The organism is Rhizobium sophoriradicis (assembly GCF_003939025.1).
GTDB lineage: Bacteria > Pseudomonadota > Alphaproteobacteria > Rhizobiales > Rhizobiaceae > Rhizobium > Rhizobium sophoriradicis.
The window spans coordinates 83,982-108,771 of record NZ_RQIH01000009.1 but is presented as its reverse complement, the minus strand read 5'-3'; the positions used below and the strand labels follow the sequence as shown (position 1 = coordinate 108,771).

The 24,790-nt window shown below is 62.6% G+C and carries 24 protein-coding genes; 10 read left to right on the top strand and 14 right to left on the bottom strand.

Going from position 1 to position 24,790, the window contains the following annotated elements:
- Positions 1-132 precede the first annotated feature (132 nt).
- Positions 133-822: a ribonuclease HII gene (locus tag EFR00_RS16650; protein ID WP_038687171.1), complete on the top strand. Its 690-nt coding sequence runs from the start codon at positions 133-135 to the stop codon at positions 820-822.
- A 421-nt stretch (positions 823-1,243) separates the two neighbouring features.
- Here the strand turns inward: EFR00_RS16650 and EFR00_RS16645 are convergent, their stop codons facing one another.
- The 9 genes from EFR00_RS16645 to EFR00_RS16600 all read right to left on the bottom strand — a co-directional run bounded on the left by EFR00_RS16645 (position 1,244) and on the right by EFR00_RS16600 (position 10,197).
- A complete protein-coding gene (locus tag EFR00_RS16645; RefSeq protein WP_038687169.1) occupies positions 1,244-1,735 on the bottom strand; it encodes a F0F1 ATP synthase subunit B in 492 nt (163 codons plus the stop codon).
- Between the two features lie 3 nt (positions 1,736-1,738).
- Entirely contained in the window at positions 1,739-2,362 is a 624-nt protein-coding gene (locus EFR00_RS16640) for a F0F1 ATP synthase subunit B (protein ID WP_038687167.1), read from the bottom strand.
- Positions 2,363-2,439: 77 nt separating this feature from the next.
- Positions 2,440-2,667, bottom strand: a complete 228-nt coding sequence (locus tag EFR00_RS16635) for a F0F1 ATP synthase subunit C (protein WP_010026583.1) — start codon at positions 2,665-2,667, stop codon at positions 2,440-2,442.
- Between the two features lie 67 nt (positions 2,668-2,734).
- Positions 2,735-3,487 (bottom strand): F0F1 ATP synthase subunit A, encoded by a 753-nt coding sequence (locus EFR00_RS16630; RefSeq protein WP_038687163.1) that lies wholly within the window; start codon positions 3,485-3,487, stop codon positions 2,735-2,737.
- A 62-nt stretch (positions 3,488-3,549) separates the two neighbouring features.
- Entirely contained in the window at positions 3,550-3,888 is a 339-nt protein-coding gene (locus tag EFR00_RS16625; protein ID WP_009993692.1) for an AtpZ/AtpI family protein, read from the bottom strand.
- A gap of 272 nt (positions 3,889-4,160) precedes the next feature.
- A complete protein-coding gene (locus EFR00_RS16620; RefSeq protein WP_077991059.1) occupies positions 4,161-5,396 on the bottom strand; it encodes a cell wall hydrolase in 1,236 nt (411 codons plus the stop codon).
- 273 nt (positions 5,397-5,669) lie between these two features.
- Positions 5,670-7,568 carry a potassium transporter Kup gene (locus tag EFR00_RS16615; protein WP_038687157.1) on the bottom strand — a complete coding sequence of 633 codons (1,899 nt, stop codon included), beginning with the start codon at positions 7,566-7,568 and terminating at the stop codon, positions 5,670-5,672.
- Positions 7,569-7,586: 18 nt separating this feature from the next.
- Positions 7,587-8,561, bottom strand: a complete 975-nt coding sequence (locus tag EFR00_RS16610) for a magnesium transporter CorA family protein (protein ID WP_077991061.1) — start codon at positions 8,559-8,561, stop codon at positions 7,587-7,589.
- Between the two features lie 451 nt (positions 8,562-9,012).
- Positions 9,013-10,197 (bottom strand): Mrp/NBP35 family ATP-binding protein, encoded by a 1,185-nt coding sequence (locus EFR00_RS16600; RefSeq protein WP_009996426.1) that lies wholly within the window; start codon positions 10,195-10,197, stop codon positions 9,013-9,015.
- 128 nt (positions 10,198-10,325) lie between these two features.
- Here EFR00_RS16600 and EFR00_RS16595 point away from each other — a divergent pair, with 128 nt between their 5' ends.
- Positions 10,326-10,553 carry a hypothetical protein gene (locus EFR00_RS16595; RefSeq protein ID WP_125461961.1) on the top strand — a complete coding sequence of 76 codons (228 nt, stop codon included), beginning with the start codon at positions 10,326-10,328 and terminating at the stop codon, positions 10,551-10,553.
- Positions 10,554-10,812: 259 nt separating this feature from the next.
- On the opposite strand, the gene EFR00_RS16590 is transcribed toward EFR00_RS16595, so the two are convergent.
- Positions 10,813-11,550 carry a LuxR family transcriptional regulator gene (locus EFR00_RS16590; protein WP_009996428.1) on the bottom strand — a complete coding sequence of 246 codons (738 nt, stop codon included), beginning with the start codon at positions 11,548-11,550 and terminating at the stop codon, positions 10,813-10,815.
- Positions 11,551-11,776: 226 nt separating this feature from the next.
- Positions 11,777-12,574, bottom strand: coding sequence for an IclR family transcriptional regulator (locus EFR00_RS16585; RefSeq protein ID WP_077991130.1), 798 nt, complete (start codon positions 12,572-12,574; stop codon positions 11,777-11,779).
- A gap of 103 nt (positions 12,575-12,677) precedes the next feature.
- Between EFR00_RS16585 and EFR00_RS16580 the strand changes: the two genes are divergently transcribed.
- The 5 genes from EFR00_RS16580 to EFR00_RS16560 all read left to right on the top strand — a co-directional run bounded on the left by EFR00_RS16580 (position 12,678) and on the right by EFR00_RS16560 (position 16,724).
- Positions 12,678-13,448, top strand: a complete 771-nt coding sequence (locus EFR00_RS16580) for an SDR family NAD(P)-dependent oxidoreductase (RefSeq protein WP_077991063.1) — start codon at positions 12,678-12,680, stop codon at positions 13,446-13,448.
- Complete coding sequence (locus tag EFR00_RS16575; RefSeq protein ID WP_077991066.1) at positions 13,448-14,362, top strand: 2-dehydro-3-deoxygalactonokinase; 915 nt, start codon at positions 13,448-13,450, stop codon at positions 14,360-14,362. The genes EFR00_RS16580 and EFR00_RS16575 overlap by 1 nt, the downstream gene beginning before the upstream one ends.
- A 13-nt stretch (positions 14,363-14,375) precedes the next feature.
- Positions 14,376-15,008, top strand: a complete 633-nt coding sequence (locus EFR00_RS16570) for a 2-dehydro-3-deoxy-6-phosphogalactonate aldolase (RefSeq protein ID WP_009993173.1) — start codon at positions 14,376-14,378, stop codon at positions 15,006-15,008.
- A 4-nt stretch (positions 15,009-15,012) separates the two neighbouring features.
- Positions 15,013-15,900: an SMP-30/gluconolactonase/LRE family protein gene (locus EFR00_RS16565; protein WP_010055465.1), complete on the top strand. Its 888-nt coding sequence runs from the start codon at positions 15,013-15,015 to the stop codon at positions 15,898-15,900.
- Positions 15,901-16,118: 218 nt separating this feature from the next.
- Positions 16,119-16,724 (top strand): PRC-barrel domain-containing protein, encoded by a 606-nt coding sequence (locus EFR00_RS16560; protein WP_077991067.1) that lies wholly within the window; start codon positions 16,119-16,121, stop codon positions 16,722-16,724.
- 159 nt (positions 16,725-16,883) lie between these two features.
- On the opposite strand, the gene EFR00_RS16555 is transcribed toward EFR00_RS16560, so the two are convergent.
- Positions 16,884-18,248, bottom strand: a complete 1,365-nt coding sequence (locus tag EFR00_RS16555; protein WP_077991069.1) for a putative bifunctional diguanylate cyclase/phosphodiesterase — start codon at positions 18,246-18,248, stop codon at positions 16,884-16,886.
- A 166-nt stretch (positions 18,249-18,414) separates the two neighbouring features.
- Positions 18,415-20,145: a response regulator gene (locus EFR00_RS16550; protein ID WP_077991071.1), complete on the bottom strand. Its 1,731-nt coding sequence runs from the start codon at positions 20,143-20,145 to the stop codon at positions 18,415-18,417.
- 183 nt (positions 20,146-20,328) lie between these two features.
- Between EFR00_RS16550 and mutL the strand changes: the two genes are divergently transcribed.
- The 3 genes from mutL (at position 20,329) to EFR00_RS16535 (ending at position 23,461) form a co-directional block, all read left to right on the top strand.
- The gene (mutL, locus tag EFR00_RS16545) at positions 20,329-22,146 is read left to right on the top strand and encodes a DNA mismatch repair endonuclease MutL (RefSeq protein ID WP_077991073.1); all 1,818 of its coding nucleotides are present in this window, start codon (positions 20,329-20,331) and stop codon (positions 22,144-22,146) included.
- 67 nt (positions 22,147-22,213) lie between these two features.
- Positions 22,214-22,444, top strand: a complete 231-nt coding sequence (locus EFR00_RS16540; RefSeq protein WP_010059623.1) for a DUF2093 domain-containing protein — start codon at positions 22,214-22,216, stop codon at positions 22,442-22,444.
- Positions 22,445-22,579: 135 nt separating this feature from the next.
- The gene (locus EFR00_RS16535) at positions 22,580-23,461 is read left to right on the top strand and encodes an AraC family transcriptional regulator (RefSeq protein ID WP_077991075.1); all 882 of its coding nucleotides are present in this window, start codon (positions 22,580-22,582) and stop codon (positions 23,459-23,461) included.
- Between the two features lie 174 nt (positions 23,462-23,635).
- Here the strand turns inward: EFR00_RS16535 and lpxK are convergent, their stop codons facing one another.
- Positions 23,636-24,682, bottom strand: coding sequence for a tetraacyldisaccharide 4'-kinase (gene lpxK, locus EFR00_RS16530; RefSeq protein WP_077991078.1), 1,047 nt, complete (start codon positions 24,680-24,682; stop codon positions 23,636-23,638).
- Positions 24,683-24,790: the final 108 nt, after the last annotated feature.

Here is a 24,790-nt window from a genome sequence, read left to right as displayed (position 1 = left end):
GCCCTGTTTTCGAGCCCCGAGCGCAATTCCAGCGGATGGCCCTGACCGCCACCATCCGCCGGACCGTCCCCGGCCCGCCGCCCTGATCCGGGGACTTGCGGGAAATCGGGTTGGCGTGCGAGGTTCAGCCGCATGAGACCTCGCACGCCACCCGATTCTCCCCTGCTTTTCGACACGGCTCCGCTCGTGCCGGATTTCCGCCTGGAGCTCAAAGCCCGCAAGGCCGGCCACTGGCCGGTTGCGGGCGCCGACGAGGCCGGTCGCGGGCCGCTTGCCGGGCCGGTCGTCGCCGCCGCCGTCATCCTCGATCCGAAGCGCATCCCCGAGGGCCTCAACGATTCCAAGCAGCTTTCGGCGCAGCGGCGCGAGGAATTGTTTGTGCAGATTCTCGCGACCGCGACCGTCTCGATCGCCTCTTCCAGCTCGACGCGCATCGACGAGACGGATATCCGCAAGGCAAGCCTCGACGCCATGCGCCGCGCCATCTGCAGCCTCGCCGTTCCTGCCAGCTACGTGCTGACCGACGGGCTCGACGTGCCGCCCGGTCTCGATTGCCCCGGGCAGGCCGTGGTCAAGGGCGATGCCCGCTCGGTCTCGATCGCCGCCGCCTCGATCGTCGCCAAGGTGACGCGCGACCGGATGATGGCGCGCGCCCACAATGTCTTTCCGGATTACGGCTTCGCCGCGCATGTCGGCTACGGCACGGCGCAGCACCGCGCCGGCATCGAGAAACACGGCCCCTGCTCCCTGCACCGAATGAGCTTCCGGCCGTTGCGCAAGGGCGAGGACGGGCCTGAGATGGACGAGCTGATTTCGGAATAGAATTGCTCAAAGAAAAACCCGGGCAGAATGAGAAGCCGGGCCGCTGAAGGGCACGCGAGGAACGGAGAGGCCACGACATATCCTCTTCTCCCCTCGGGGAGAAGGTGCCGGCAGGCGGATGAGGGGGCCGCACGGCACACCCTCACGGAAAAGCCACGCCAGCGGTAACGCCGCGCCCCACCGCCCTGAACACGGTGGAAGCTCGCATCGGTTTTATTTGGAAAGACCGGCTTCCTCGGCCCCTCACCCGCCCTACGGGCACCGACCTGGGTCGAGCCACGTGTCTCGACCCGTCCTTCGGACCCCCGAGGGGAGAAGAGGGATCGAGAGGGAGCGGCATACCCTCGACCCGAGATTGAGTATTCAACAACAAAAAGGCCGGGACATGCCCGGCCTTTTCCCTCATTCCATTCGATACCGCTCAGTTGAGCCGCGTCTTGACCTGGCCAACGGCATTGCCGAAGAGTTCGGACTGGACCTTGCCATCCGCCTTCTTGGCGAGCACCGTTTCAGCGGCCGCGATCGCCAGATCGACGGCGGCGGAACGGACCGCCTTCATCGCTTCGGCCTCGGCCTGCAGTATCTTCTGCTCGGAGAGCGCCGTGCGATTGGCGACGAATTCTTCCGTCTTCTTCTTCGCTTCGGCAGTCAGCATCTCGGCTTCGCGCTCGGCGGCAGCAACGATGTGCGCCGCCTCGGCTTCTGCTTCCTTGCGCTTGCGCTGGTATTCGGCGAGCAGGTGCTGTGCCTCCTCGCGCAGGCGCTTGGCTTCGGCCAGCTCGTTGCGGATCTGGTCGGCGCGGTCGTCGAGCGAGCGCGCCATCATTCCGGGAACCTTCAGGTAGACAACCAGCGCCAGGAAAAGGACGAGGCCGACAAAGGCGAAGAAAGTCGCGTCAAGGTGAAATTCCATCGATCAAGCCTCCTTCTTGGCGGCCGCGACGGCGGCGGCGACATCAGCCTGGGCAGCATTGCCGCCAATCAGCTGTTCGACGACGGCAGCCGCCGTTTCCTCGGCAATGGTGCCAACGTCAGCGAAAGCCTTCGCCTTGATGTCGGCGATGCGGACTTCGGCAGCCTTGATCTTTTCCGACAGGCTCGCCTCGACAGTGCGGCGTTCCTCTTCGGCCTTGGCCTTGGCGGCGTCGCGCGCGGCGGAGCCGATCGCATTCGACTTGGCGCGTGCTGCCGCCAATTCGCCTTCATAGGTCTGGACGGCGGCGTCGGCTTCCGCCTTCAGGCGGCCTGCTTCTTCCAGGTCCTGGGAGATGCGCGTGTGGCGCTGATCGAGGATGGCCCCGATGCGCGGCGCGATGACCTTTTGCATAAGGAGGTAGAAGACGCCGAACGTAATCACCAGCCAGAGCAGCTGGGACGAGAAGGTCGTCGAATCGAAGGGCGGGAACGGGCCACGGGCGTGTTCGCCTTCGGCTACGCCGGTCTCGGTATGGACCTCGCCTGCGGCCGGAGCGCCATGCGCATCCGTGCCGGTCGCTGCCGCCGGTGCTTCTTCAGCGTAAGCCGGGGTCACAAAAAACATGCTCACCTCCAGGTGGACTGCAAATGCAAAGGATCACGGCTTGCGGTCGCAGGCCGTGATCCATCTATCCGCCGAAATCAGACGGCGAAGAGGAGGAGGAGAGCGACGAGCAGCGAGAAGATGCCCAGAGCTTCCGTAACGGCGAAGCCGAATACCAGACGGCCGAACTGGCTGTCAGCGGCAGACGGATTGCGCAGAGCGCCGGAGAGGTAGTTGCCGAAGATGTTGCCGAGGCCGAGAGCCGTACCGGCCATACCAAAGCAAGCCAGACCTGCACCGATGAACTTTGCTGCTTCCGCTTCCATGTTGAACTCCTTTGAAATGGTTGTTGCGGCGAATGACTGACGCCCTTTGACGTCGATGTCGTTATCCTTAGTGCCCGCCCGGATGGATCGCGTCGTTGAGGTACATGCAAGTCAGCACCGCAAAGACGTAAGCCTGGAGGAAGGCAACGAGGAACTCGAGACCGGTCAGGGCGACGGTCATGATGAGGGGAAGAACGGCTCCGCCGATACCGACTGCACCGAGGGCTCCAAGCGAGGCAACGAAGCCTGCGAACACCTTCAGCGTGATGTGACCGGCGAGCATGTTTGCAAATAGACGAACGGAGAGCGAAATCGGACGGGACAGGAAGGAAATGATTTCGATCAGGACGACCAGCGGCAGCAGAAGCCCCGGCACGCCCGAGGGCACGAAGACGTTCAGGAAGTGAAAGCCGTGCTTATAGAAACCGTAGACCAGGACCGTGCCGATGACGAGGAGAGCCAGCGCGAAGGTGACGATGATCTGGCTCGTCACCGTGAAGAAATAGGGGAACATGCCGAGCAGGTTCGCCGTCAGGACGAACATGAAGAGCGAGAAGACCAGCGGGAAGAACTTCATTCCCTGCTTGCCCGCGCCTTCTTTCAGCATATTGGCGATGAATTCATAGGACATTTCCGCGACCGACTGCGAACGGCCCGGCACGATGGCGCGGTTTGAGGTCGCGAAATAGAGGAAGCCTGCGGCAACGGCAGCCGAAGCGGCCATGAACAGCGATGCGTTGGTGAACGAAAAATCAATTCCGCCGATTTCGATCGGGACAATCTTCTGGATCAGGAACTGATGAGTCGGATCGTTAGACACCGCTTGTTCTCTCTCTTTGGCCCGCAGGACGCGGGGTCATTGTACTGGACCGGGACCGGTCCTTATTTCTTGTCGTCCTTGTCGTCCAGGGGATGGGCCACCACCCCCGCAGAACGCAGCACGTTCAGAACGCCGGCACAGAATCCGAGAAGCAGAAGAACAATCATTCCCCAAGGCGCCGTGCCAACAAAACGGTCGAAGACATAGCCAAGAACGGCACCGACGATGATGGCGGCAATGAACTCGCTGGAAAGCTTCATCGCCTGGGCATAACCTTTGCGGCTTACCTCGGCGCGGGCTTCGCTTGCCTCGTCCATTTTCGCCTCGACGCGCTTGGTCGCGAGTTTCGCTTCCAGTTGCGCACGGCGCTTCTCAAGACTTTCTTCGCGGTCGTCCGCCATGGATCTATCCTCGCCTGCCCGTCGCCCGCACTCCCGCTACCCCGGTCATTCGGACCCCGGACGCGAAGGTTGAGACCCTTCCGGCCCGTTCTGAAGTCGCGCGCAACATAGTTTTAGGGATTAGTATAGTCAAGGCGTAGACAGCTTCTGTCCAGCGAGAAAATAATCACATGGAATCAAATAGATAAAGCGATCACGGGTCGATCCCGCAAATTCGACGGAAAGAATCCGCTTTTCGGCGCCGGAAATCGGCCGGACCCGGACGATTTATCTCAGCTCCAGCCGCCGCCATAGGTGCGGTAGAAGACGTGGAGACCGATGCGGCCGACCTTTTCCATGGTCTTTGCCCATTTTGGCCGGACGTAGACGGCGTGGTAATGAGTCGCCGAGCCCACCTGCGGCAGCCAGATTTTGCCTGCTGTCACCGCCATCGCCACATCGCGGGCCATCCGCCAGTGATATTCCGAGTTCACCCTGTCCTTGATGGCGTCGCAGGCGAAGGAAAACTGGCAGCGGTTGCGCCAATCCTCGTTCTGATAGACGACGCCGCAGATGGTCTTCGGATAGGCAGGATTGCGGACGCGGTTGAGAATGACCTGGGCAACGGCCGCCTGCCCCTTCACCGATTCTCCGCGCGCCTCGAAATAGATGCCGGAGGCAAGACATTGCTGCTCGCGGGCAGAAAAGACGCTCGGCGGCAGCACGCTAGCGGCCCAGGCGTGATCACGCGGGCCGATCTCGGGGACGAAGCGGCCGCTGTCCTGATCGGTCAGGATCGAATCGAAGGGCGACTGGCTGAAATAGTCGGGTGCTGCCGGCGCATAGGCGGTGGCCAGCACGTCGGCCTTGTTGCTGGTGACGAGGTTTGCCAGCATCGCCGGCACGCCGTTATCGGTCACCACCGCCTGCTTCTTATAGAAAGAAGTGGCGATCTCGATTTCCTTGCCCTGGATCTTCGGCTTGACGAAGGCCGATCGGTCCTTGAGGTCGAAGCTCGGGGTGAACAGCATCCTGGTGCGCTCGAGAATGGAGCCGGCGGAAAAATCCTTCGGCGGCTGCATCTTTTCGACGGCGACGATGCGGCCCTTCTTCATGCCGCGATTGACGCGATCCTCGTCGGGCGTGTCCTCGTGGCCCTTGGCCGCGCCCTTGTCCTTGGCAGTGCCCTTGTCCTGGGCAGAGAAAGCAACCTTGCGGCCATCCGGCAGCACCATGCCGGCGCCCGACGCGATCGAACCCGTCACATCAGGATCGGCAAAGGCGAGTTCGGCCTGATGAATGGAGCCGGCCGGAGAATTGGTCAGCACCATACGCCAGCTCTCGCTCTCACGATCGAGACCGGCGAGCATGGTGGCGAGATCGGCGTGGGAGGCGACGCTCGGGAAGATCAGCCAGCCGGCGAGCCCGAAGATGACAGGTGACACCCAGTTCTCGGGAAGCAGCTTGCTACGGGAGGGGCTCTTTCGACGCAACACGAACTCCGGGCATGGAACGCGGGAACATTCCATCGAAAATCTCGCATTAACCTTGACGTCCGGTTAACGGGCCGTGCCGGAATGTGACCATTGGCGGTTTTGGATATTCTAAAGTAGCTGAAAGATGCTGGGTGTCTGCGCCCCTTGCAAAGTCCCCTCCCCAACCCCTCCCCACAAGGGGGAGGAGCTCCGGGTGGCGCCGCCGCATTCCCGCCGAAACGCCGAGATGTTTACGAAAGGGTGCGGCAGGTTAAGCCCCTCCCCCTTGTGGGGAGGGGTTTGGGGGGGTCTTTATCCACCCACCCGTCAAATAATGACGTGCGATCCCAGTTCGACCACGCGGTTTGCCGGCAGGCGGAAGTAGTCCGAAGGGTTGGTGGCGGCGTTGGCAAGCGCGATGTAGAGCCGGTCCTGCCAATAGGGCATGCCGGACTTGGCGTCCGGCACCAGCTTGCGGCGGCCGAGATAGAAGGAGGTCGACATGATGTCGAACTTCAACCCGGTCTTGCGCAGCGTCGCCAGGGCCTGCGAGACATTCTGCGATTCCATGAAGCCGAACAGCAGTTCGACGCGGGAGAACCGCTCGGAGATCGGCTCGACCTTGTAGCGGTCGTGGCTCGGCACGCGCGGCTTGTTGACGGTGCGGATCGTCAGGATGACGTTGCGGTCGTGCAGCACGTGATTGTGCTTGAGATTGTGCAAGAGGGCGGCCGGGGCCGATTCCGGATCGCTGGTCAGGAAGATCGCCGTGCCCGGAACCTGGGCCGGCGAATGCTCGCTCTTGCGCTCGATGGAACTGACGAAGGAGGCGAGCGGAATATCTGTATGCCGAGTCTTTTCCAAGAGGATCGCGGTGCCGCGGCGCCATGTCCACATGACGACGGTAAAGGCGGTGGCGATCAGGATCGGGATATAACCGCCATCGTGGATCTTCAGAAGGTTGGCGCCAAGGAAGATCAATTCGAGCACGACCAGCGGCGCAAGCGCGGCCACCGCGAGGGGAAACGACCAGTTCCAGCGGGCGCGGACGAATTCGAAGGCCATGATCGAGGTGACGACCATGGCGCCGGTGACGGAAATGCCGTAGGCGGTCGCCAGCGCGTCCGAGGTCTTGAAGCCTAATACCAGGAAGATGACACCGAAGAACAGCACGGCATTGACCGACGGCACGAAGATCTGCCCGGTATTGGTTTCCGAGGTGAAGAGGATTTCCATGCGCGGCAGGAAGCCGAGATTGATTCCCTGGCGCACCATCGAGAACGCGCCGGTGATAACCGCCTGACTGGCGATGATCGTCGCGGCGGTCGCCAGGATGACGACCGGCAGCAGCGCCCACTTCGGATACATCAGATAGAAGGGATCGGACATCGTCATCGGATTGCCGAGAACGAGAGCGCCCTGGCCGAGATAGTTCAGCGTCAGTGCCGGGAAGACCAGCAGGAACCAGGCCCACTGGATCGGGCGGCGGCCGAAATGGCCGAGATCGGCATACAGCGCCTCCGCACCCGTTACCGTCAGGAAGACGGCGCCGAGCACGACGATTCCGTAAAAGCCCTCATGCAGCAGGAAGGCGACGGCATAATAGGGATTGAAGGCGGCAAGGATGCCGTAGTCATCGGAGATATGGGAAATGCCGGCGGCCGCCATGACCAGGAACCAGACGGCGGTGATCGGGCCGAAGAATTTCGCCACCGCGCCGGTGCCGCGCGATTGCACGACGAAGAGCAGCGCCAGGATCACCACCGAAATCGGCACGATATATTCCGACAGCCTTGGTGTGACGAGCTTCAGGCCCTCGACCGCCGACAGCACCGACAGCGCCGGCGTGATCATCGCATCGCCGAGAAAGAGGGCAGCCCCCATCAGGCCGAGCAGCATCAGTATGGCGGTATGGCCGTTGGCGGTCTTCATCAGAAGGGCAAGCAGCGACAGCGTGCCGCCCTCCCCTTCGTTATCGGCGCGTAGCAGGAAGAGCACATATTTGATGGTGACGATGATCGTCAGCGCCCAGATCATCAGCGAAATCAGGCTGATCACCTCGAAGCGGGTGACACCGTCATGGGCGACAGGCTTCAGCGCCTCGCGAAAAGCATAGAGCGGGCTGGTGCCGATATCGCCGTAGACGACGCCGACGGAACCGAGCGCGAGATAAAAAAGCTTGCGCGGCGTCATTTGGCGTTCGTGCGGATGGCTCTCTTCGGACATGAAATTTCAACAGGCTTCTCAGAGCCAGCCTTTCCAGCGAAAGAAGAAAAAGGGGATCACGGCTGATATCACCATCAAAGCCAGTGAGAAGGGGTAACCCGCCGTCCAGGCCAGCTCCGGCATGACCTGAAAGTTCATGCCATAGACGGATGCGACCAATGTCGGCGGCAGGAACACGACCGAGGCGATCGAGAAGATCTTGATGATCGAGTTCTGTTCGATGTTGATCAGGCCGAGCGAGGCGTCGAGCAGGAAGGTGATGTTGGCGGCGACAAAGGCGGCATGCTCCGACAGCGACTGGATGTCGCGCGAGATGGTGCGGCAGAGCTCCTTCGCCTCGGGGTCCTGCTGGATCGCCGGGATCGTGTGAAAGAATGTCAGAAGCCGGGAAAGCGAGCCGAGACTATCGCGCAGCTTGCTGATCATGCGGTGATGACCGGCGATATCGCGCAGTTTTTGCTCGAGATAGTTCGAAGGCTTGCGCACCTTTTTCGCCCGGCCGAAGACATGCGTCGACAAAATGTCGATGCGCGAGACGGAGGTTTCGAGGATTTCGGCGGTGCGGTCGACGATCGTCTCCAAGAGCTTGGCGAGAAGGGCAGCACCACTGCGCCAGTTTTCCGGCAGCCGGTGAAGGGCGGCGATGAACAGCGCGAAGGATTTTGGATGGGCGTAACGGATGGTGACCAGACGGTTTCCGGCCAGAATGAAGGCGACATCGGTCAGCGTCGGCGCGTCGGTTTCCGCCTTCCAGACGAGCGAAGCGGTCATGAAGACGGCGTCGTTTTCGATGTAAAGGCGAGCCGAAGGTTCGATATCCTTGAGATCCTCGCGGGTCGGAACTTCGATGCCGAGAACCTTTTCGACATAAAGCTCCTCCTCGCGGCTCGGCTCGACCATGTCGATCCAGACGACATCCTCGGGAAAGGATGCCGGCTGCGAGAGATCGCGGATCTCGACCGATTTGCAATTGGAGCAGTAAGCGGTGATCACCGGCAGTGTCTCCGATGCTCACGACGCTTGGTGGCCATCGCCATTTTCATCGGAAGCCTTTCCATGCCGCCGCCATCGCGGCGGCGCGACGGTCGCTCGTCCCAGGTCCAAACGGAAGCGGATCAAGAAAGTTCATAAAACTCCGGCTGCATCCGGCCTTCAAGGCCACCATGCGCATTGTGCTCCACCGCATCGCAGTTACCAATCCTTCGATCTTGCAGGCGGGCCAGAACCTTCGAAACGAAGGGCGGCCGACATTGAGCATCTGCAGCAACGCCATCATGGCGCCGCGGCATATGCAGCAAAGCCGTGAAATAATCAAGACATCTTCCGTGAAGCGCGGCTTTTCACCACGTTTCCCCCACAATCGGGGTGATCGATCGGTGCTCGGCGCTTGGCCTTCCGGTATGTCCTTACGCCGGTGCCGCCGTGCGGTTCCGGCAGGCCAGCGCTATTCGAAGACGATCGCCGGAGCCGGTCGCCGGGACTGGCCGGCGAGCTGCTCCCAGACCTTGGCGGCGATGCCGCGATAGATGCCGGCGACGACGCCGTTCGGGTCGGAGGCGACGAGCGGGGTGCCGGCGTCGGAGGTTTCACGGATATTCATCGTCAGAGGCACTTCGCCGAGGAAGGGCACGCCGATGCGCTCGGCCTCCTTGCGGGCGCCGCCGTGACCGAAGATGTCGTAACGGGTGCCGGTATCGGGCGCGATGAAATAGCTCATGTTCTCGACGATGCCCAGCACCGGCACCTCGACCTTGCGGAACATGTTGAGGCCCTTGCGAGCATCGATCAAAGCGAGATCCTGCGGCGTGGAAACGATGACGGCGCCGGCAAGCGGCACCTGCTGGGCCATGGTCAACTGCGCATCGCCGGTGCCGGGCGGCATGTCGACGACGAGGACGTCGAGCTCGCCCCAGGCGACTTCGCGCAGCATCTGCAACAGCGCCGACTGAACCATCGGCCCGCGCCAGATCATCGCCGTCTCCTCGTCGACGAGGAAGCCCATCGACATGACCTTGAGGCCGTAATTCTCCATCGGATTGATGATGCGGCCGTCGATCTGCGTCGGGCGGCCGGATATCTTCAGGAGCCGCGGCATCGAAGGGCCGTAGATATCGGCATCGAGAATGCCGACGCGAAGGCCGTTGGCGAGCAGGCCGAGCGCCAGGTTGACGGCGGTGGTTGATTTGCCGACCCCGCCCTTGCCGGAGGCGACGGCGATGATGGCGCCGATGCCGGGCACGCCGATCTTGCCGGCCCGCGGCGGCTGTTGCTGGGGCGCATGGGCTTGATGCTGATGATCGTGGGTCCCATGATCATGACCGACATGGCCGTGCGGCGGGTTCGGCGCCGGGCGGGCAGCAGGTGCTGCGGCCGCCGCCTTCCTGTCCGCCGTCAGCGTGACGAGCGCACCCTTGACGCCGGGCATTTCCTTGATGACGCGCTCGGCGGCGAGCCGCATCGGCTCCAGCTCCTTGGCGCGCTCGGCCGGGACGGTGATGGAGAAATAGACCTTGCCGTCGGAAATGAACACATCGGAGACCATGCCGAGCGCAACGATATCGTGCTCGAGATCCGGTCCGCGCACGGTCTTCAGCGTTTCGAGAACCTGTTCCTTGGTGACGTCGGTCATTCCACCCTCACTGCTTCTTCTTGCAGACCACGGCGTGTCTTTCAGGACGAGAAAGGACGCCATGGCACCTTGCCGCATGATTTAGCCTTGGTCGATTCCGGCCAAGGCTAAATCATGCGGTAGAGATAGTGGAGGCGCACGTCTTCGCCAAACAAAATCATCGGGCGGAAAATCGATTTGCCGGCTTTGAAAAACGCCGGCCGGGATTCGAAATCCGTTGCGGCCATCAAGTCCGCCGGGCTTTCGCCCTGATGGCCGCAACGGTCTCTCTCCCCGAGAACCGGCGCAATGCGGGGCGAACTAGCGCAAGCCGAAAAAAAGGCCAGAAAAAAGTGACCGGCAAGACGAAATCGTGAGCAGCTGCGCAAGAAGCGGTGCCGAAAGGCAACAACCGCCGCCGACGCCGAAGGCCGGGAGAGAAGCGGCATCGGCGTCAGGCGGTGGTGTGTCGGCCGCGCCATTTCCTGGCGCTGGTCAGCAAAGTCCCCTCTGGACCTCTAGCAGAAGAGATGCAGAAAGCGTGCCAGATGGAAAAGCTAGGAAAAGCGGCGGAACGGCGCTCCGATCTGCCTACGCGCTAAGCGGCAGGCAGGAGCCGATCGCCAGCTTTGCAACTTATTTGATCAGGCCGATCCGCAGCGCCTTGGCGACGGCCTGGGTGCGGTTGACGGTGTCGAGCTTCTTGGTGGCGCGGTTGAGGTAATGATTGACCGTATGCTCGGACAGCGACAGGATTTCGGCGATCTCGGCGCTGGTCTTGCCGGCCGCCGTCCAGTTCAGGCAATCGATCTCGCGTTCGGTCAGCGCATCGGTCACGCGGGTATCGAGATTGCGAATCTCGGCAAGCCTGTCGAAGACATGGATGGCGATATAACAAAGCTCGCGCATCTCGGCCGGGCTGAAGGGTTCGCGATCGCCGGCAAAGGAGACGGCTCCGCGCAGGCCGGAGGCCTCATGCGTCGGGAAATAGGCGCAACGCATCATCCTGAAACGTTCGAATAGCCCGACGACAAGAGCGGACTTGCCGTCGTCGCGTGGCCAGCTCTGTCGCGACATGTCGTAGAAGAAGGGCCGCGCCGATGTTCTCAGCCGCCGCAGAACCGGGCTGTCCACCATCAAGCCCTCCTGGTCATAAAGCGCCAGAAGCTCGGCCGGCCAGCTGGTGAGGACGGTGCTGCCCTGAAGATCGAGGGAGGTGATCGGTGGCAGATTGAGCACCATGAAGGCGCGGCAGCGATAGGCTTCGGTCACGCGTTTCAAAAACCGGAAAATGTCGAACTGGGTCTTCAGGCCGGCAATTTCCTTGATGTAATCGTCTTCTTCTTCGGTGGATGTTTGCGACAAAGGTTCCATCACATTTCTTCATCTTCGGCGCCGCGGCCCGGTTGACTTGCATCAGGGAATGACGATTGCTTCTGGATCAAGTGCTGTCGACCGCGACATTAAATGTTCGGCCGACAATTGTTGTCGACTTCGCGGACTATTTCCAGTTGTCGTGATTCGCCGGCAAATCTCAATTTTTTCCGTTTCAGTCTTTTGTCTTATACCCGCAATCACCGACCGCTGATCATCGCTTCATCTAGCGACGCGGGCCGAGGCGGATGCGCATGCCTTCCATGATCCTCCCGGCTGCCTGCCGAACCGGAACGGCCCATTGGGCGAGAAGTTCCATCGACAGGCGATAGGCCGGGCCGGTGATCGAAACGCCGCCGAGAAAGGTCCGATCTTCCGACCAGATGGGTGCGGCGACGCAACGGATGCCGGCCTCATGCTCCTCACGGTCGAAAGCATAGCCCTGATCGGCGATCTCATGGATTTCGGCGAGCAGACTTGCCGGCGAAGCATGGGTGGCGGCGGTAAAGCGGGTGAAATTCACGCCGGCAAGGAGATCGACCAGGCTTTCGGCCGGAAGCAGCGATAGCGCCACCTTGCCGACGCCGGTGCAGTAACAGGGCGAAGCATTGCCGATCTGCGAATACATGCGCACCGGCTGACGGCCTTCGACCTTGTCGAGGTAGATGATCGACTGCCCTCTGAGAACGCCGAGATGCACGGTCTCCCCGGTCGCCTGCTGCAGATCGGCAAGGTGCGGTTCGGCAATCAGGCGGAATTCGTTGCGCGCCCAGCTGCGGGCGGCGAAATCGAGCAGGCGCAGGCCCGGCGCATAGCGGCCGTCACCGTCGAGTTCGAGCAGCCCCTCCTCCACCAGGTGGGTGAGCTGGCGATGCAGGGTGCCGCGCGGCTGGCCGGCGAGCGACAGGATGTCGGTGAACCGCAACGGCGCATCCGCATGGGTGACGAGATCGAGCAGCACCATCAGCTTGCCGAGTGTGCCGGTCTCGCGTGCCTGCGCTATGCCGCGGCCGTTTGCATTCATCGTCTCATCCGCCCTTGACAGGAAGGGCAGCATAATCCGATAATTCCAAATAGTCAAATTCAGTTCCAAATAATGGAACAATTCACTTCGTCGGGAGAAGACGATGGCCGCGACATCAGCCGAGTTTCCGGAGTTCAGAGACCGAACCGTGCTCGTGACCGGCGGCGGATCGGGCATCGGCGCTGCAATCGTCGAGGGTTTCGCGCGCCAGGGCGCCAAGGTTTCCTTCATCGACATCGCCGAGGCCGCCGGCCACGCGCTTGCCGAGCAGCTGTCGGGCCACACCGCGCATCCTGTCACCTTCTACCATGCCGATCTGCGCGACATCGACGCGATCCGGCGCACGGTCGACAGCGTCGTTGCCGCGTCCGGGCCGATCCGCGTGCTCGTCAACAATGCCGCCTGGGACGATCGCCATGAATTCGATGCGGTCACCGAGGCCTATTGGGACAACAACCAGGCGGTCAATCTGCGGCATGTGTTCTTTACCTCGCAGGCGGCGGCGCCATCGATGCGGGCGGCCGGCGGCGGGGCGATCGTCAATATGTCGTCGATCGCCTTCAAGCTCAACATGGGCGGGTTTCCCGCCTATGCGGCGGCGAAGGCTGCGGTCGTAGGCCTGACGAAGAGCATGGCAGGCCGGCTCGGCCCCGAGAATATCCGGGTCAACTGCATCCTGCCGGGCATGGTCGTCACCGAACGGCAGATGCATTTGTGGCTGACCGAAGAGAGCATCGCCCGCTCGGTTGAGCAGCAATGCCTGAAAGTCGCGCTCAAAGCCGATGCGATCGTCGGTCCCTGCCTGTTTCTTGCATCCGACTGCGCGGCCGGAATGACCGCCCAGTCCCTGATTGTCGATGGAGGCGTTTTGTAATGGCTAATCCCGCTTATGTCGCGGTGGACTGGGGCACCAGCAGCTTCCGGCTGTGGCTGATGGCCCGGGACGGCAGCGTGCTTGCCGAGCGCCGCAGCGGCGAAGGCATGACCAGCGCGGCAAAGACCGGCTTTTCCACCGTGCTATCAAGCCATCTTGCCGTCATCGAAGCGCCGGAAAACCTGCCGGTGGTCGTCTGCGGCATGGCCGGCGCAAGGCAGGGCTGGGTCGAGGCCGGCTATATCGACGTGCCCGCGCCGCTCGCCTCGATCCTGACTGCCGCCGTCCGCGTGGCCGGCGAAAGCCGCGACATCCGTATCCTGCCGGGCCTCGCCCAGCGGCAGGCGGCGACGCCGGATGTCATGCGCGGCGAAGAAACCCAGCTTCTCGGCGCGCTCGGCGGCACGAGCGTCGGCGCCCAGGCGGTCTGCATGCCCGGCACGCATTCGAAGTGGGTGCATGTGACGGATGCCACCGTCACCGGCTTTTCCACCTTCATGACCGGCGAACTCTTCGACGCGATCAGCAAACACACGATCCTGTCGCATGCCGTTGCGGGGGCGCAGGAGCAGCCGGCCGATGCGGCGGCCTTCGATGCGGCGGTCTCGGCCGCTTTCGCCCGGCCGGCCCTTGCCTCCAACCTGCTCTTTACCGCGCGCTCCGGCCAGCTCCTGCACGGGATCTCCGCTGCTGCCGCGCAAGCCCGGCTCTCCGGCACGCTGATCGGCCTCGAAATCGCCGGCGCGCTGCAGGATGCCGCCAACTCAGGCATCACCCTCGTCGCCTCCGGACGCCTGCAGGCGCTTTACGAACAGGCCTTCAAAACCCTCTCCCTTGCCTTCACCGCTATCGATGCGGACGAGGCTGTGCGCCGCGGGCTATCGGCCGCCGCCGAAGCCATCTGGCCGAATTGAGAAAGCTGACACGATGAACCGTATCCCCTTCCCCGACATGAAGCGCCCGCTGATCGCCATCCTGCGCGGCATCCGGCCCGACGAGACCGAAAGCGTCATCGGCGCCTTGATCGACAACGGCCTGACGGCGATCGAAATCCCGCTCAATTCGCCGGAGCCGTTCAAATCGATCGAGATCGCCGCCAAGATGGCGCCGGCGGAGGTGCTGATCGGCGCCGGCACGGTGCTGACGATCGAGGCGGTCGACAGCTTGAACGCGGCCGGCGGCAAGCTGCTGGTGACGCCGAATGTCGAACCCGAGGTCATCAGCCGGGCGCGCGACCATGGCATGGTGACGATGCCGGGCGTGTTCACGCCGACCGAGGCGCTGGCTGCGGCGCGGGCCGGCGCCACCGGGCTCAAATTCTTTCCGGCGAGCGTGCTCGGTCCATCCGGAATCACGGCGATCCGGGCGATCCTGCCGCCGGAACTGACGATTGCCGCCGTCGGCGGCGTATCGGACAAGAATTTCGGCGATTACACCAAGGCCGGCATCTTCGCCTTCGGCCTCGGCACCGGCCTCTACAAGCCGGGAATGAGCGCGGCAGAGGTTGCCGAGCGTGCGAAAGCAACCATTTACGCCTATGATGCAGCCATGGGAGCGTGAGCGGATGACCGACATTTACGAGTTCGAAGGCAAGACCCTTTGCAACACCAATTCCGTCCTCGGCGAAGGGCCGACCTATGATCCGGACAGCAATACGGTCTGGTGGTTCAACATCCTCGGCAAGGAGCTGCACGAACTCAGACTGGCGACGGGGGAGAAAAAGGTGCATCCGCTGCCTGCGATGGCAAGCGTGCTGGCCCGCATCGATGCCGGACGGCAGTTGATCGCGACGGAGGAAGGGCTTTTCGTACGCGATGTGGCAAGCGGCAACCTCACCTTCTACGCAGCGCTCGAAAATGACCGGCCGGAAAACCGCTCCAATGACGGCCGCACCCATCCCTCCGGCGCGCTCTGGATCGGCACAATGAGCAAGCGGGCGGAAAACCAGGCCGGCGCCATCTATCACGTCGCAAGCGGCAAGGTGACGAAGATCTTCAACGGCATCAGCATTCCGAATTCGATCTGCTTCTCGCCCGACGGCACGATCGGCTATTATACGGACTCCCGCATCAACCGGCTGATGCGCGTCATGGTCGATCCGCACACCGGCCTGCCGGCGGGCGAGCCGATCGTGCTCGTCGACAGCATGAACGAGCCCGGCGACATCGACGGCTCGGTGGTCGATGCCGACGGTTATATCTGGAACGCCCGCTGGGGCGCCGGCGTCGTCGATCGTTACAATCCCGACGGCCTGCGCATCTCGCGCTACAAGGTTCCCGCCGTCCAGCCATCCTGCCCCGCCTTCATCGGCGTCGATGCCAACCGGTTGGCGGTGACGACCGCCTGGGAGGGGCTCGACGAGGATGCCCGCTCGGCTCAGCCTTCCGCCGGCGCGCTGCTGGAACTCGGCATCACGGTCAAGGGCGTGTTTGATCCGCTATACGTGCTCTGAAGCCGCTTTCGACGGCCGCGATCCTGAGGCGCCCCCAGCGGGGCGTCTTTTCGTTTCGACCCCAGCCGCCGATAAAAGTTCCGTGAGAATGGTGAAATTTTCCGTGTTTTCAACCGGAACCAATCCGCGCACCGCTCATTTTCCCTACGAACCGGCGCGGCAAGGATGATGCATTGCCGGGTCAGCGATCACTCTAGGGAAATGAAAGTAGGTTCGAAATGACACGCAAACTTTTGACGACCGTTGCCGCTGGCGCGCTGTTTGCCACGGCTTTCGCACCGGCGGCATTCTCGCAGACCGCGCCGCAGCCTGCGGATCCCGCCGCTCCGGCCCAGACAGCGCCGGCTGATCCGGCTGCCCCCAAGCCGGTAACCCCTGACGTCACCAAACCCGCAGGCGATGCTGCACAGGCTCCCACCGCAACCCCGAGCACGGATATGGCTCAGGGCACCTATCTGACGGAGCAGGCTCCGGACCAGATCAGCGCCAATACCTATATCGGCCAGTCGGTCTATAATGCCAACAATGAAAGCATCGGCAGCGTCAACGACCTGATCATGAAAAAGGACGGCGGCATTGTCGCCGCAATCGTCGGCGTCGGTGGCTTCCTCGGCATCGGCGAAAAGGATGTCGCCGTTCCGATAGAAACGATCACCATAGCTCAGAACACCCAGGACGGCAGCGTCAAGCTGACGACCAGCGAAACCGCTGAATCGCTGAAGGCTGCGCCTGAGTTCAAGACGCTGGCAATGCAGTCTGCAGAGAAGGCTCCGGTCGCACCCGGTACCGATACGACGGCAACCGGCTCGACCACGCCTAAGTAAACCGCGCGTGGTAGTATAGCGTAGGTGATGGCGCTCCTAGGGGCGCCATCGCTTTGTCTGCTGATCTGAGTTCCCTTAACCGCGACGCACTTTTGCTGGAATTGATTGTTTGCTCGCAATTCCGGACGCAAAACCGCAGTGCACTTTTGCTGGAATTGCTTATGCGCTGACGCGCTCGGCGATCGCCGCGTCATAGTAGTTCTCGTGCAGGAAGCGCAGCGTGGCGATGCCATCGGCCGGACGGCCGAAATGATAGCCCTGGCCCATGCCGCAGCCGAGCGTGCGCAGTTTCACCGCCTCGGCGTAATCCTCGATTCCTTCGGCCACGACTTCCAGTTCCAGGCCATCGCACATGGCAAGGATCGCCTTGATGATGTGTTCGGAGGCGCGGTCGGAATTGATGCGTGAGACGAAAGCCCGGTCGATCTTGATCTTGTCGAAGATGAAGTCGCGCAGGCGCCCGAGGCTCGACTGGCCGGTGCCGAAATCGTCGAGCGAGATGCGCACGCCGGCTGCGCGCAGATCGGCGATGATGCGGTGAGCGGTATCGGCCGAACCCATCACCGCCGTCTCGGTGATTTCCAATTCCAGGCGATGCGGATCGAAGCCGACGCGGCCGAGGATCGACAGGATGCTGCCGCTCGTGCCGGGATCCATCAGCTGCGCCGAAGAGAGATTGAACGACAGGAAGAGTTCGCGCGGCCAGGAAAGTGCTGCTTCCGCGGCCTTGCGCAGCAGCGTTTCCGACAGGGCGTCAATGAAACCGCGCTCTTCGGCGAGCGGCACGAAGACGCCGGGCGAAACGAAGCCGAGATCGGGATCGTTCCAGCGGGCAAGCGCCTCGAAGCCGACCACCTGATTGTTGGCGAGCGAAACGATCGGCTGGAAATGCACGTCGATCGCATCGGAGATGATGGCGTTTCTGAGCGCCTGCTCGAGCTGTGTGGCGCGCTTCATCTCCTGGGCGATCTCACGCGAATAGACGGTGATCTGGCCGCGGCCGCGGCGCTTGGACCGATAGAGAGCCGTTTCGGCGCTCTTCAGCAACTCCTCGCAGTCCTCTCCGGCAAAGGGGTAGATGGCAAAGCCGAAGGAGGCGGAGAGACGGACGTTGCGGTCGCCGAGATCATAGGGCGCCGACAGCACCTCTCGGATCATCTGGCCGAATTTCTCCGCACTCGCCCGCTCGAAAATCAACGGCAGCACGAAGGCAAACTCGTCGCCGTCGTGACGGGTGACCAGCGCGCCGTCCGGAATGCAGGCCTTCAGGCGATGGGCGACCTGGCAGAGGATTTCATCACCGGCCGAGGAGCCGAAAAGATCGTTGATCGGTTTGAAGCTGTCGAGATTGGCAATGCCGATCGTGAAGGGCGCCGGATCGCTTGCGCGCTCGGCGGAAATCTGCAGAACCTTCTCGCGCATGCGATTGCGGTTCCCCAACCCGGTCAGCGGATCGGTATAGGCCATCGCCTGGAGCTCACCGTGACTTACGGTCAAGGAAGCCATTTCCGCCGATTTCATCATGCAAACCCGAGCTTTCCTCCGCGCCGAGCAAAGAATGACCGGCATTTCTTAACAATTCGCTAGTAAATCGGCCGCCTTCGCAGCCCACCCGCCCCGGATTCTCATGGGTTGGCGTATCGGCGAAAGCGGACCCCGCCGCGAAACGGTGGCCATAATCTTTAAAACATCAGGCGCGCGTTCGAATCCGCGCGCCCTCTTCCACCAGGTATTTCTGAAATATCGTCTCAAGCATGTCAGGACTGACCGGTTTCATGATGACGTCATCCATGCCCGATTTAGCGCATTCGGCCCGATCGCGTTCGAAGGCCTGGGTGAGCACGCCGATGATCGGGGTGCGGGCGGCAGCGCCGGCTTCTTCCATCTGCCGGATGAGCCGCGCGGCCTCGAAGCCGTTGAAGCCCGGCAGGGATATGTCCATCAGCACCACCTGCGGCCTGTGTTCGGCCCAAAGGCGCACGACCTCGTCGCCGGTCGCAGCAATCATATGGCGATAGCCGAGGCCTTCAAGGATCTGCGAAAATACGATCTGGTTGATATCATTGTCTTCGGCAACGAGAACCTGCAGGCCGACCGTATCGTCGGAAATGCTGATTTCCCAGTCCACATCTGCGCCGGCGCCGTTGTTGCGGCTGTTGCGGTTGAAATGGCGGGCGATCTGGAAGGTGAGTTCGTTGGCGATCTGGAAGCCGTCCATGACGAGCGACGGAATACCATATTGCTCGGCAAGCTCGAGGCAGCGCATACCCATCTGGTTGTCGATGATCAGCAGGTCGAGCGAGATGCCGGAAGAGGTGGCAATTTCCAGGAACCGCTCCTCTTCATCTTCGCCTCGCACGGCGCAGGATTCGAAACCGTATTTCGACAGCGTGCGCAACGCGGCGGTCTCGGCGGCGAGGTCGGCGGTGACGACGAGGATCTTGCGGCCGGAGAAATTCTCCGGAACGATCGCTTCCATCGCCGCCGGCTCGCGGCGCTCCACCGCGCTCTGCACCGGCACGTAGGCGCGGCGATAGCTCTGGTTGGCGGAGGTGGTGATCGCCGAGGCCCGGTCGAACTCCTCGAGATCGGCGCCGTCGCGCGGCAGGTCCTGCGTCGTCGACACCAGGAAATAGCGGCCGGGCTTGCCGATACGATGCTTGCGGCTGACGATGTCGCGCTCGATGCCGTCGCGGGAGATCTGCCGCTGGCGGGAGATCGACATTTCGCCGGTCTCCAGCACGTGACGGTCGCTTTCTTCGAAGCGTTTTGCGATCTCCGGCGAAAAGAGATCGCCGCTCTTGCGGCCGAGCACCTCGTCGGCGGTGGTCTGGTATTTCTCGCAGAAGGCGAGGTTCACCGCGACATAGGTAAGGTTGCGATCCTTGACGAACAGCGGAAACGGCAGATTGTCGAGAATGTCTTCGGTGAGCTGCACCCGCTCCAGGTCCGAGCGCCACTGCTCCTCGCGCTTCTTGTCCTCGGAGATGTCGGAAACGATGGTAACGCCGTAGCCGCCCGGCAGCCTGCGCTTGACGAAACGGACCCAGCTGTCGGCGCCGTGGCGCTCGACGGATTCGAAGCGCTCGCGCCAATGCGAGGCGATCCTCTGTGACAGCCAGTCCTCGCGGCTGAGGGAGCCGCCCTGCCTCACGTCATATTGCTGACGAACGCCGGTATCGTAGACCGCACCCAGGAAATCGCGCAGCCGCGTGCCCGGCTTCAGCATCTCGGCCGGCAACGGGAAGAATTCGAGGATCTGGCGGCTTGCGAAGATCAGATGATCGTTCTTGTCGTAGATGATGAACGCTGCCGAAAGGCTGTCGCACACGACATCGAAAAGCGCCGTCTGCAGATCGGCCTCGGCGGGAGTCCCGTCGATTCCCGATGCCGTGTCCGCCTTTTCGAAGCCGGCACTCATTCTGTTGCGTCCCACATCTGATCGATTTTCGCAGCTTCTGGAGGTATATGAATAAATATGCCATTTTTCTGTTAAAACCGGCTTAACACTGCCGGCCGTCCAAATGGGGGAGCCGCAGATCACGCTTCTGTAAAGCCTATGGAATCCCCTTCCCTCCTGCCCACGAATCCTCGAAAATAGCCCATGGCCATCAGACAGCTTTCCGAAACGCTCATCAACCAGATCGCCGCAGGCGAGGTCATCGAACGGCCGGCGAGTGCTGCCAAGGAACTGATCGAAAATGCGCTCGACGCCGGGGCGACGCGCATCGAGATCGCCACGGCAGGCGGCGGCAAGGCGCTGCTGCGGGTCAGCGATAACGGCTCCGGCATGGAGGCGGCCGATCTCGAGCTGGCGGTCCGGCGCCACTGCACCTCGAAGATCTCCGAGACGCTCGAGGATATCCGCACGCTCGGTTTCCGCGGCGAGGCGCTGCCGTCGATCGGTTCCGTCGCCAGGCTCAGCATCGCCAGCCGCAGGCGTGACAGCGCCGGCGGCCACGAGATCGCCGTTGCCGGCGGCAAGATCGTTCATATCAGGCCGGCCGCCGCCAATCCCGGCACCATCGTCGAAGTGCGCGACCTGTTTTTCGCCACGCCCGCCAGGCTCAAATTCCTTAAGAGCGAAAAGGCGGAGGCCGGCGCCATTACCGAGATCGTCAAGCGCATGGCGATTGCTTTTCCTGCCGTGCGCTTCGTCCTGTCTGGTTCGGACCGCACGACGCTGGAATTTCCGGCGACCGGCGACGACCATCTGGCGCGCATGGCGCAGGTGCTCGGCAAGGACTTCCGAGACAACGCCATTCCCCTCGACGCCATGCGCGAGGACATCGCGCTCACCGGCTTTGCCGGCGTGCCGACCTTCAACCGCGGCAACTCCGCTCATCAATATGCCTTCGTCAACGGCCGGCCGGTGCAGGACAAGCTGATCCTCTCGGCGATCCGCGGCGCCTATGCCGAGACGATTCCATCAGGACGCTATCCGGTGGCGGTGCTGTCGATCACCCTCGATCCGGCTCTCGTCGACGTCAACGTGCATCCGGCAAAATCCGACGTGCGCTTCCGCGACCCGGGCCTGGTGCGCGGCCTGATCGTCGGCGCCATCCGCGAGGCCCTGGCGCGCGATGGCAGCCGGGCGGCGACAACAGGGGCGAGCGACATGCTGCGGGCCTTTCGCCCCGGCTTCCAGCCCAATGCGCAGCGGCCGCAGGCGCCATGGTCGGCCGAGACCTCGCCCTTCCGGCCCTACCAGCTGGCAGGCGGTTTCGCCGAGCGGACGCAGGCCTCTTTCGACGGATTGTCGGCGCCGACAGCGCGAGCCGAGCCGCCGCCTTCGCCCCAGCCGGGTGCACCCGAACCGGCCTCTCCCGAAACAACCGGGCGCTATCCGCTCGGCGCGGCACGGGCGCAAATCCACGCCAACTATATCGTCGCCCAGACCGAGGACGGGCTGGTCATCGTCGATCAGCATGCAGCGCATGAGCGGCTGGTCTTCGAGGCGATGCGCAAGGCGCTGCATTCGAAGCGGCTGGCCTCGCAGGTGCTGCTCATCCCTGAGATCATCGACATTCCGGAGGAGGATTGCGACCGGCTGATGCAGCATGCGGGCGAGCTTTCCGAACTCGGCCTGGGGATCGAGCGTTTCGGCCCCGGGGCGATTGCCGTGCGCGAGACGCCGGCGATGCTCGGCGAGGTCGACGCCCATGGCCTCGTCCGCCAGCTTGCCGACGAGATCGCCGAGTGGGACACGGCGTCGGGCCTATCGGCCAAGCTCGAATATGTGGCGGCGACCATGGCCTGCCATGGATCGGTGCGCTCCGGACGGCGCCTGCGGCCGGAGGAAATGAACGCGCTGCTCAGAGAAATGGAAGTGACGCCCGGTTCCGGCCAGTGCAATCACGGTCGGCCGACCTATATCGAATTGAAACTCAGCGATATCGAGCGGCTTTTCGGCAGAAGCTAAAAAAGCTGGCAAAGCCGCCGTCGCGGGAGTATGGCAGACACATGACAGACTGCAGGGAACGGAGCGCATGAATTTGTTCGAAGGGCACGGAAACCGCGAGGCGAAGATCCGCTATCTCGACGGCGATTTCCAGATTGTCTCGCCCGGCTCCTACGTCGTCTGCGCGATGACGGGAAAACATATTCCGCTCGACGAGCTGCGCTATTGGAGCGTCGCCCGCCAGGAGCCCTATTCCGACGTGATCTCGGCGATCGAAGCCGACAAACGCGCCGGCGTGCTGCCGAACCAGCGACGTTAGAGCAATTCTCGCCGTTCCTCCTGTAGTGACCCTAAACGGCTTTGGCTGTTCTGCGACCCGTGACAAAACCGCAAGATCGGTCGAGCGCGTCATGTCCACCAACGTTTAGCTGGTGCCGCCACGGAGGACGGGACGATGAAGGCGGCGCTTCAAAACTACCATGCCCGCATGCAGCGGGTGCTGGATCACATAGACCGGCATCTGGACGATGATCTGGACCTCGATGCGCTGAGCAATGTCGCAGCCTACTCGAAATATCATTTCCATCGGCAGTTCACGGCGACCTTCGGTCTATCCGTGCATCGCTATATCCAGCTCGCCAGGATGAAGCGCGCTTCATACCAGCTAGCCTACAGGGATGCCCAAAGCGTCACCGATATAGCGATGGAAGCCGGTTACGACGGTCCTGATGCCTTTGCCCGCGCTTTTCGGCAACGGTTCGGGCAATCGCCTTCGTCTTTCCGGAAGTCTCCCGACTGGGAGCCGTGGCTTGTGGCCTTTGGGCCTCTCGACAACGCCAGGAGCAAGCTCATGCAGAAGACTTTTACCATTGACGACGTGACGATTCGCGATGTGCCTCCCACGCCGGTGGCGATCATGGAGCATCGGGGCGATCCCGCAACGCTCGGCGCCACCATCCAGCGCTTCATCGCCTGGCGCCAGGGGGCAGGTCTGCACCCCAAGACAAATCCGACCTTCAATATCTGGCACTCCGAGCGGCGTCCCGCGTCGCCCGCCGACTATAGCGTGGACCTTTGTGTCGGGATCGACAAACCAATCGAGGCGGACAGCGGTGAGATCAAAGCCGGCGAGATTCCCGGGGGACGATGCGCGGTGCTGCGCGTCGTCGGCAACACCGACAATCTGGAACCCGCCGCGCTCTACCTCTATCGCGAATGGCTGCCGGCCAGCGGCGAAGAAGCGCGCGACTTTCCGATCTATTGCCAGCGGCTGCGCTTCTTCCCTGAAGTGGCGGAGCATGAGGCGGTCGCGGAACTGTTTTTGCCGCTGAACTAGCGCCCTTCGACGGCGGCCTGCCGCTTCCGCACGCAGGGGACGGACAGGCCGCTATCCGCCCAATCCCGGTTTAATGCATGTCGCCCGGAAGTGTGCAGCGGTTCCGGGATAACGACATGCATCAAAATAAAGGGCTTAAGCGCGTCGCATGAATCATATTTGACGCGACGCGCTTTACGCGTTTGCGGCCTTCATCTCCCGCAGGCGGCGTTCGCGGCAGGCGACGATCGCCCGGTCGATGATGAGGCTTGGAGCGAGATGATCATCGAAGATCATGTCGACCTCGATCACCCGGCACTTTTGCGCCAGCTCTTCCGCCTTGCCGTGGTGGCCGGAGAGGCGGACGAAATCCTTCGAGGTGGTGACGATCAGAAGATCCTGGTGCTCGGCGGTAGTCAGGATATCGCCGATCTCGTCCTCGGTCAGGTGCTCGTGGTCGCCGAAGGTCTTGGCGACGGCGATTTCAGCGCCGCGCGATTCGACCGTGCGGAAGAATTTGGCGGGATCGGCGATGCCGGCGAATGCCAGCACCCTGATGCCGGCGAGCCTATCGTCGCCGCGCACCTTGAGCGATGCGGTAAAATAGGGCTTTGCCGCGCGAGCCGCCATGCGAACGATCCTGTCGGCCGCATGGCCGCCGCCGACCTTCAGCAGAGCCGTCGCCGACCGCAGTTGCTGGCCGATCGGCGCGCGCACCGGGCCGGCCGGCACGATATGGCCGTTGCCGAGGCCGCGCGTCGCGTCGATGACGAGCAGAGCATAATCGATCGCCAGCCGGGCGCTCTGGAACCCGTCATCCATGATGATGAGGTCGGCGCCTTCCGCTACCAGACGTCTCGCGCCGTCGACACGGCGGCGGGAAATCACCGTCAGCGCCTCCTGGGCAAGCAGCAGCGGCTCGTCGCCGACGGCGACGGCCCGGTGATGATGGGGATCGACCACCGTCGTCACGTCGAGCGAGCCGCCGTAACCTCGGCTGAGGAAGCCGGGTTTCAGCCCCTTCGCCTTGGCGGCGCGGGCGATCGTCAGCGCCGTCGGCGTCTTGCCGGCGCCGCCGACGGTGAAATTGCCGACGCAGATAACGGGAACGGAAACGGAGGCGCGGCGCGCATGGGCCATTCGGTGGCCGGCGACACGGCCGTAGATAAAGGAAAGCGGCGCCAGCATCCAGGCCCGCCAATCGGCTTTCCTCCACCAGAACGGCGGCGCTTCGGATATCATCTTGCCGTCCCGCTCCCCTGCCCGGTCTCAGAACCGGCCCCTTGCTTTTCGACCGGCCGGATTGAGAAGCCAAAACCGGTGAAAATGCAAGTCCTTGCAAAGATCGCG

Coding starts and splice junctions, on each gene's coding strand:
- EFR00_RS16620 (WP_077991059.1), bottom strand. CDS start 5,396: ATGGAATGTTCCCGCGTTCCATGCCCGGAGTTCGTGTTGCGTCGAAAG.
- EFR00_RS16645 (WP_038687169.1), bottom strand. CDS start 1,735: ATGGAATTTCACCTTGACGCGACTTTCTTCGCCTTTGTCGGCCTCGTC.
- EFR00_RS16600 (WP_009996426.1), bottom strand. CDS start 10,197: ATGACCGACGTCACCAAGGAACAGGTTCTCGAAACGCTGAAGACCGTG.
- lpxK (WP_077991078.1), bottom strand. CDS start 24,682: ATGATATCCGAAGCGCCGCCGTTCTGGTGGAGGAAAGCCGATTGGCGG.
- EFR00_RS16560 (WP_077991067.1), top strand. CDS start 16,119: ATGACACGCAAACTTTTGACGACCGTTGCCGCTGGCGCGCTGTTTGCC.
- EFR00_RS16590 (WP_009996428.1), bottom strand. CDS start 11,550: ATGGAACCTTTGTCGCAAACATCCACCGAAGAAGAAGACGATTACATC.
- EFR00_RS16540 (WP_010059623.1), top strand. CDS start 22,214: ATGAATTTGTTCGAAGGGCACGGAAACCGCGAGGCGAAGATCCGCTAT.
- EFR00_RS16570 (WP_009993173.1), top strand. CDS start 14,376: ATGAACCGTATCCCCTTCCCCGACATGAAGCGCCCGCTGATCGCCATC.
- EFR00_RS16555 (WP_077991069.1), bottom strand. CDS start 18,248: ATGATGAAATCGGCGGAAATGGCTTCCTTGACCGTAAGTCACGGTGAG.
- EFR00_RS16625 (WP_009993692.1), bottom strand. CDS start 3,888: ATGGCGGACGACCGCGAAGAAAGTCTTGAGAAGCGCCGTGCGCAACTG.
- EFR00_RS16535 (WP_077991075.1), top strand. CDS start 22,580: ATGAAGGCGGCGCTTCAAAACTACCATGCCCGCATGCAGCGGGTGCTG.
- EFR00_RS16565 (WP_010055465.1), top strand. CDS start 15,013: ATGACCGACATTTACGAGTTCGAAGGCAAGACCCTTTGCAACACCAAT.
- EFR00_RS16615 (WP_038687157.1), bottom strand. CDS start 7,568: ATGTCCGAAGAGAGCCATCCGCACGAACGCCAAATGACGCCGCGCAAG.
- mutL (WP_077991073.1), top strand. CDS start 20,329: ATGGCCATCAGACAGCTTTCCGAAACGCTCATCAACCAGATCGCCGCA.
- EFR00_RS16635 (WP_010026583.1), bottom strand. CDS start 2,667: ATGGAAGCGGAAGCAGCAAAGTTCATCGGTGCAGGTCTGGCTTGCTTT.
- EFR00_RS16585 (WP_077991130.1), bottom strand. CDS start 12,574: ATGAATGCAAACGGCCGCGGCATAGCGCAGGCACGCGAGACCGGCACA.
- EFR00_RS16575 (WP_077991066.1), top strand. CDS start 13,448: ATGGCTAATCCCGCTTATGTCGCGGTGGACTGGGGCACCAGCAGCTTC.
- EFR00_RS16550 (WP_077991071.1), bottom strand. CDS start 20,145: ATGAGTGCCGGCTTCGAAAAGGCGGACACGGCATCGGGAATCGACGGG.
- EFR00_RS16650 (WP_038687171.1), top strand. CDS start 133: ATGAGACCTCGCACGCCACCCGATTCTCCCCTGCTTTTCGACACGGCT.
- EFR00_RS16580 (WP_077991063.1), top strand. CDS start 12,678: ATGGCCGCGACATCAGCCGAGTTTCCGGAGTTCAGAGACCGAACCGTG.
- EFR00_RS16640 (WP_038687167.1), bottom strand. CDS start 2,362: ATGTTTTTTGTGACCCCGGCTTACGCTGAAGAAGCACCGGCGGCAGCG.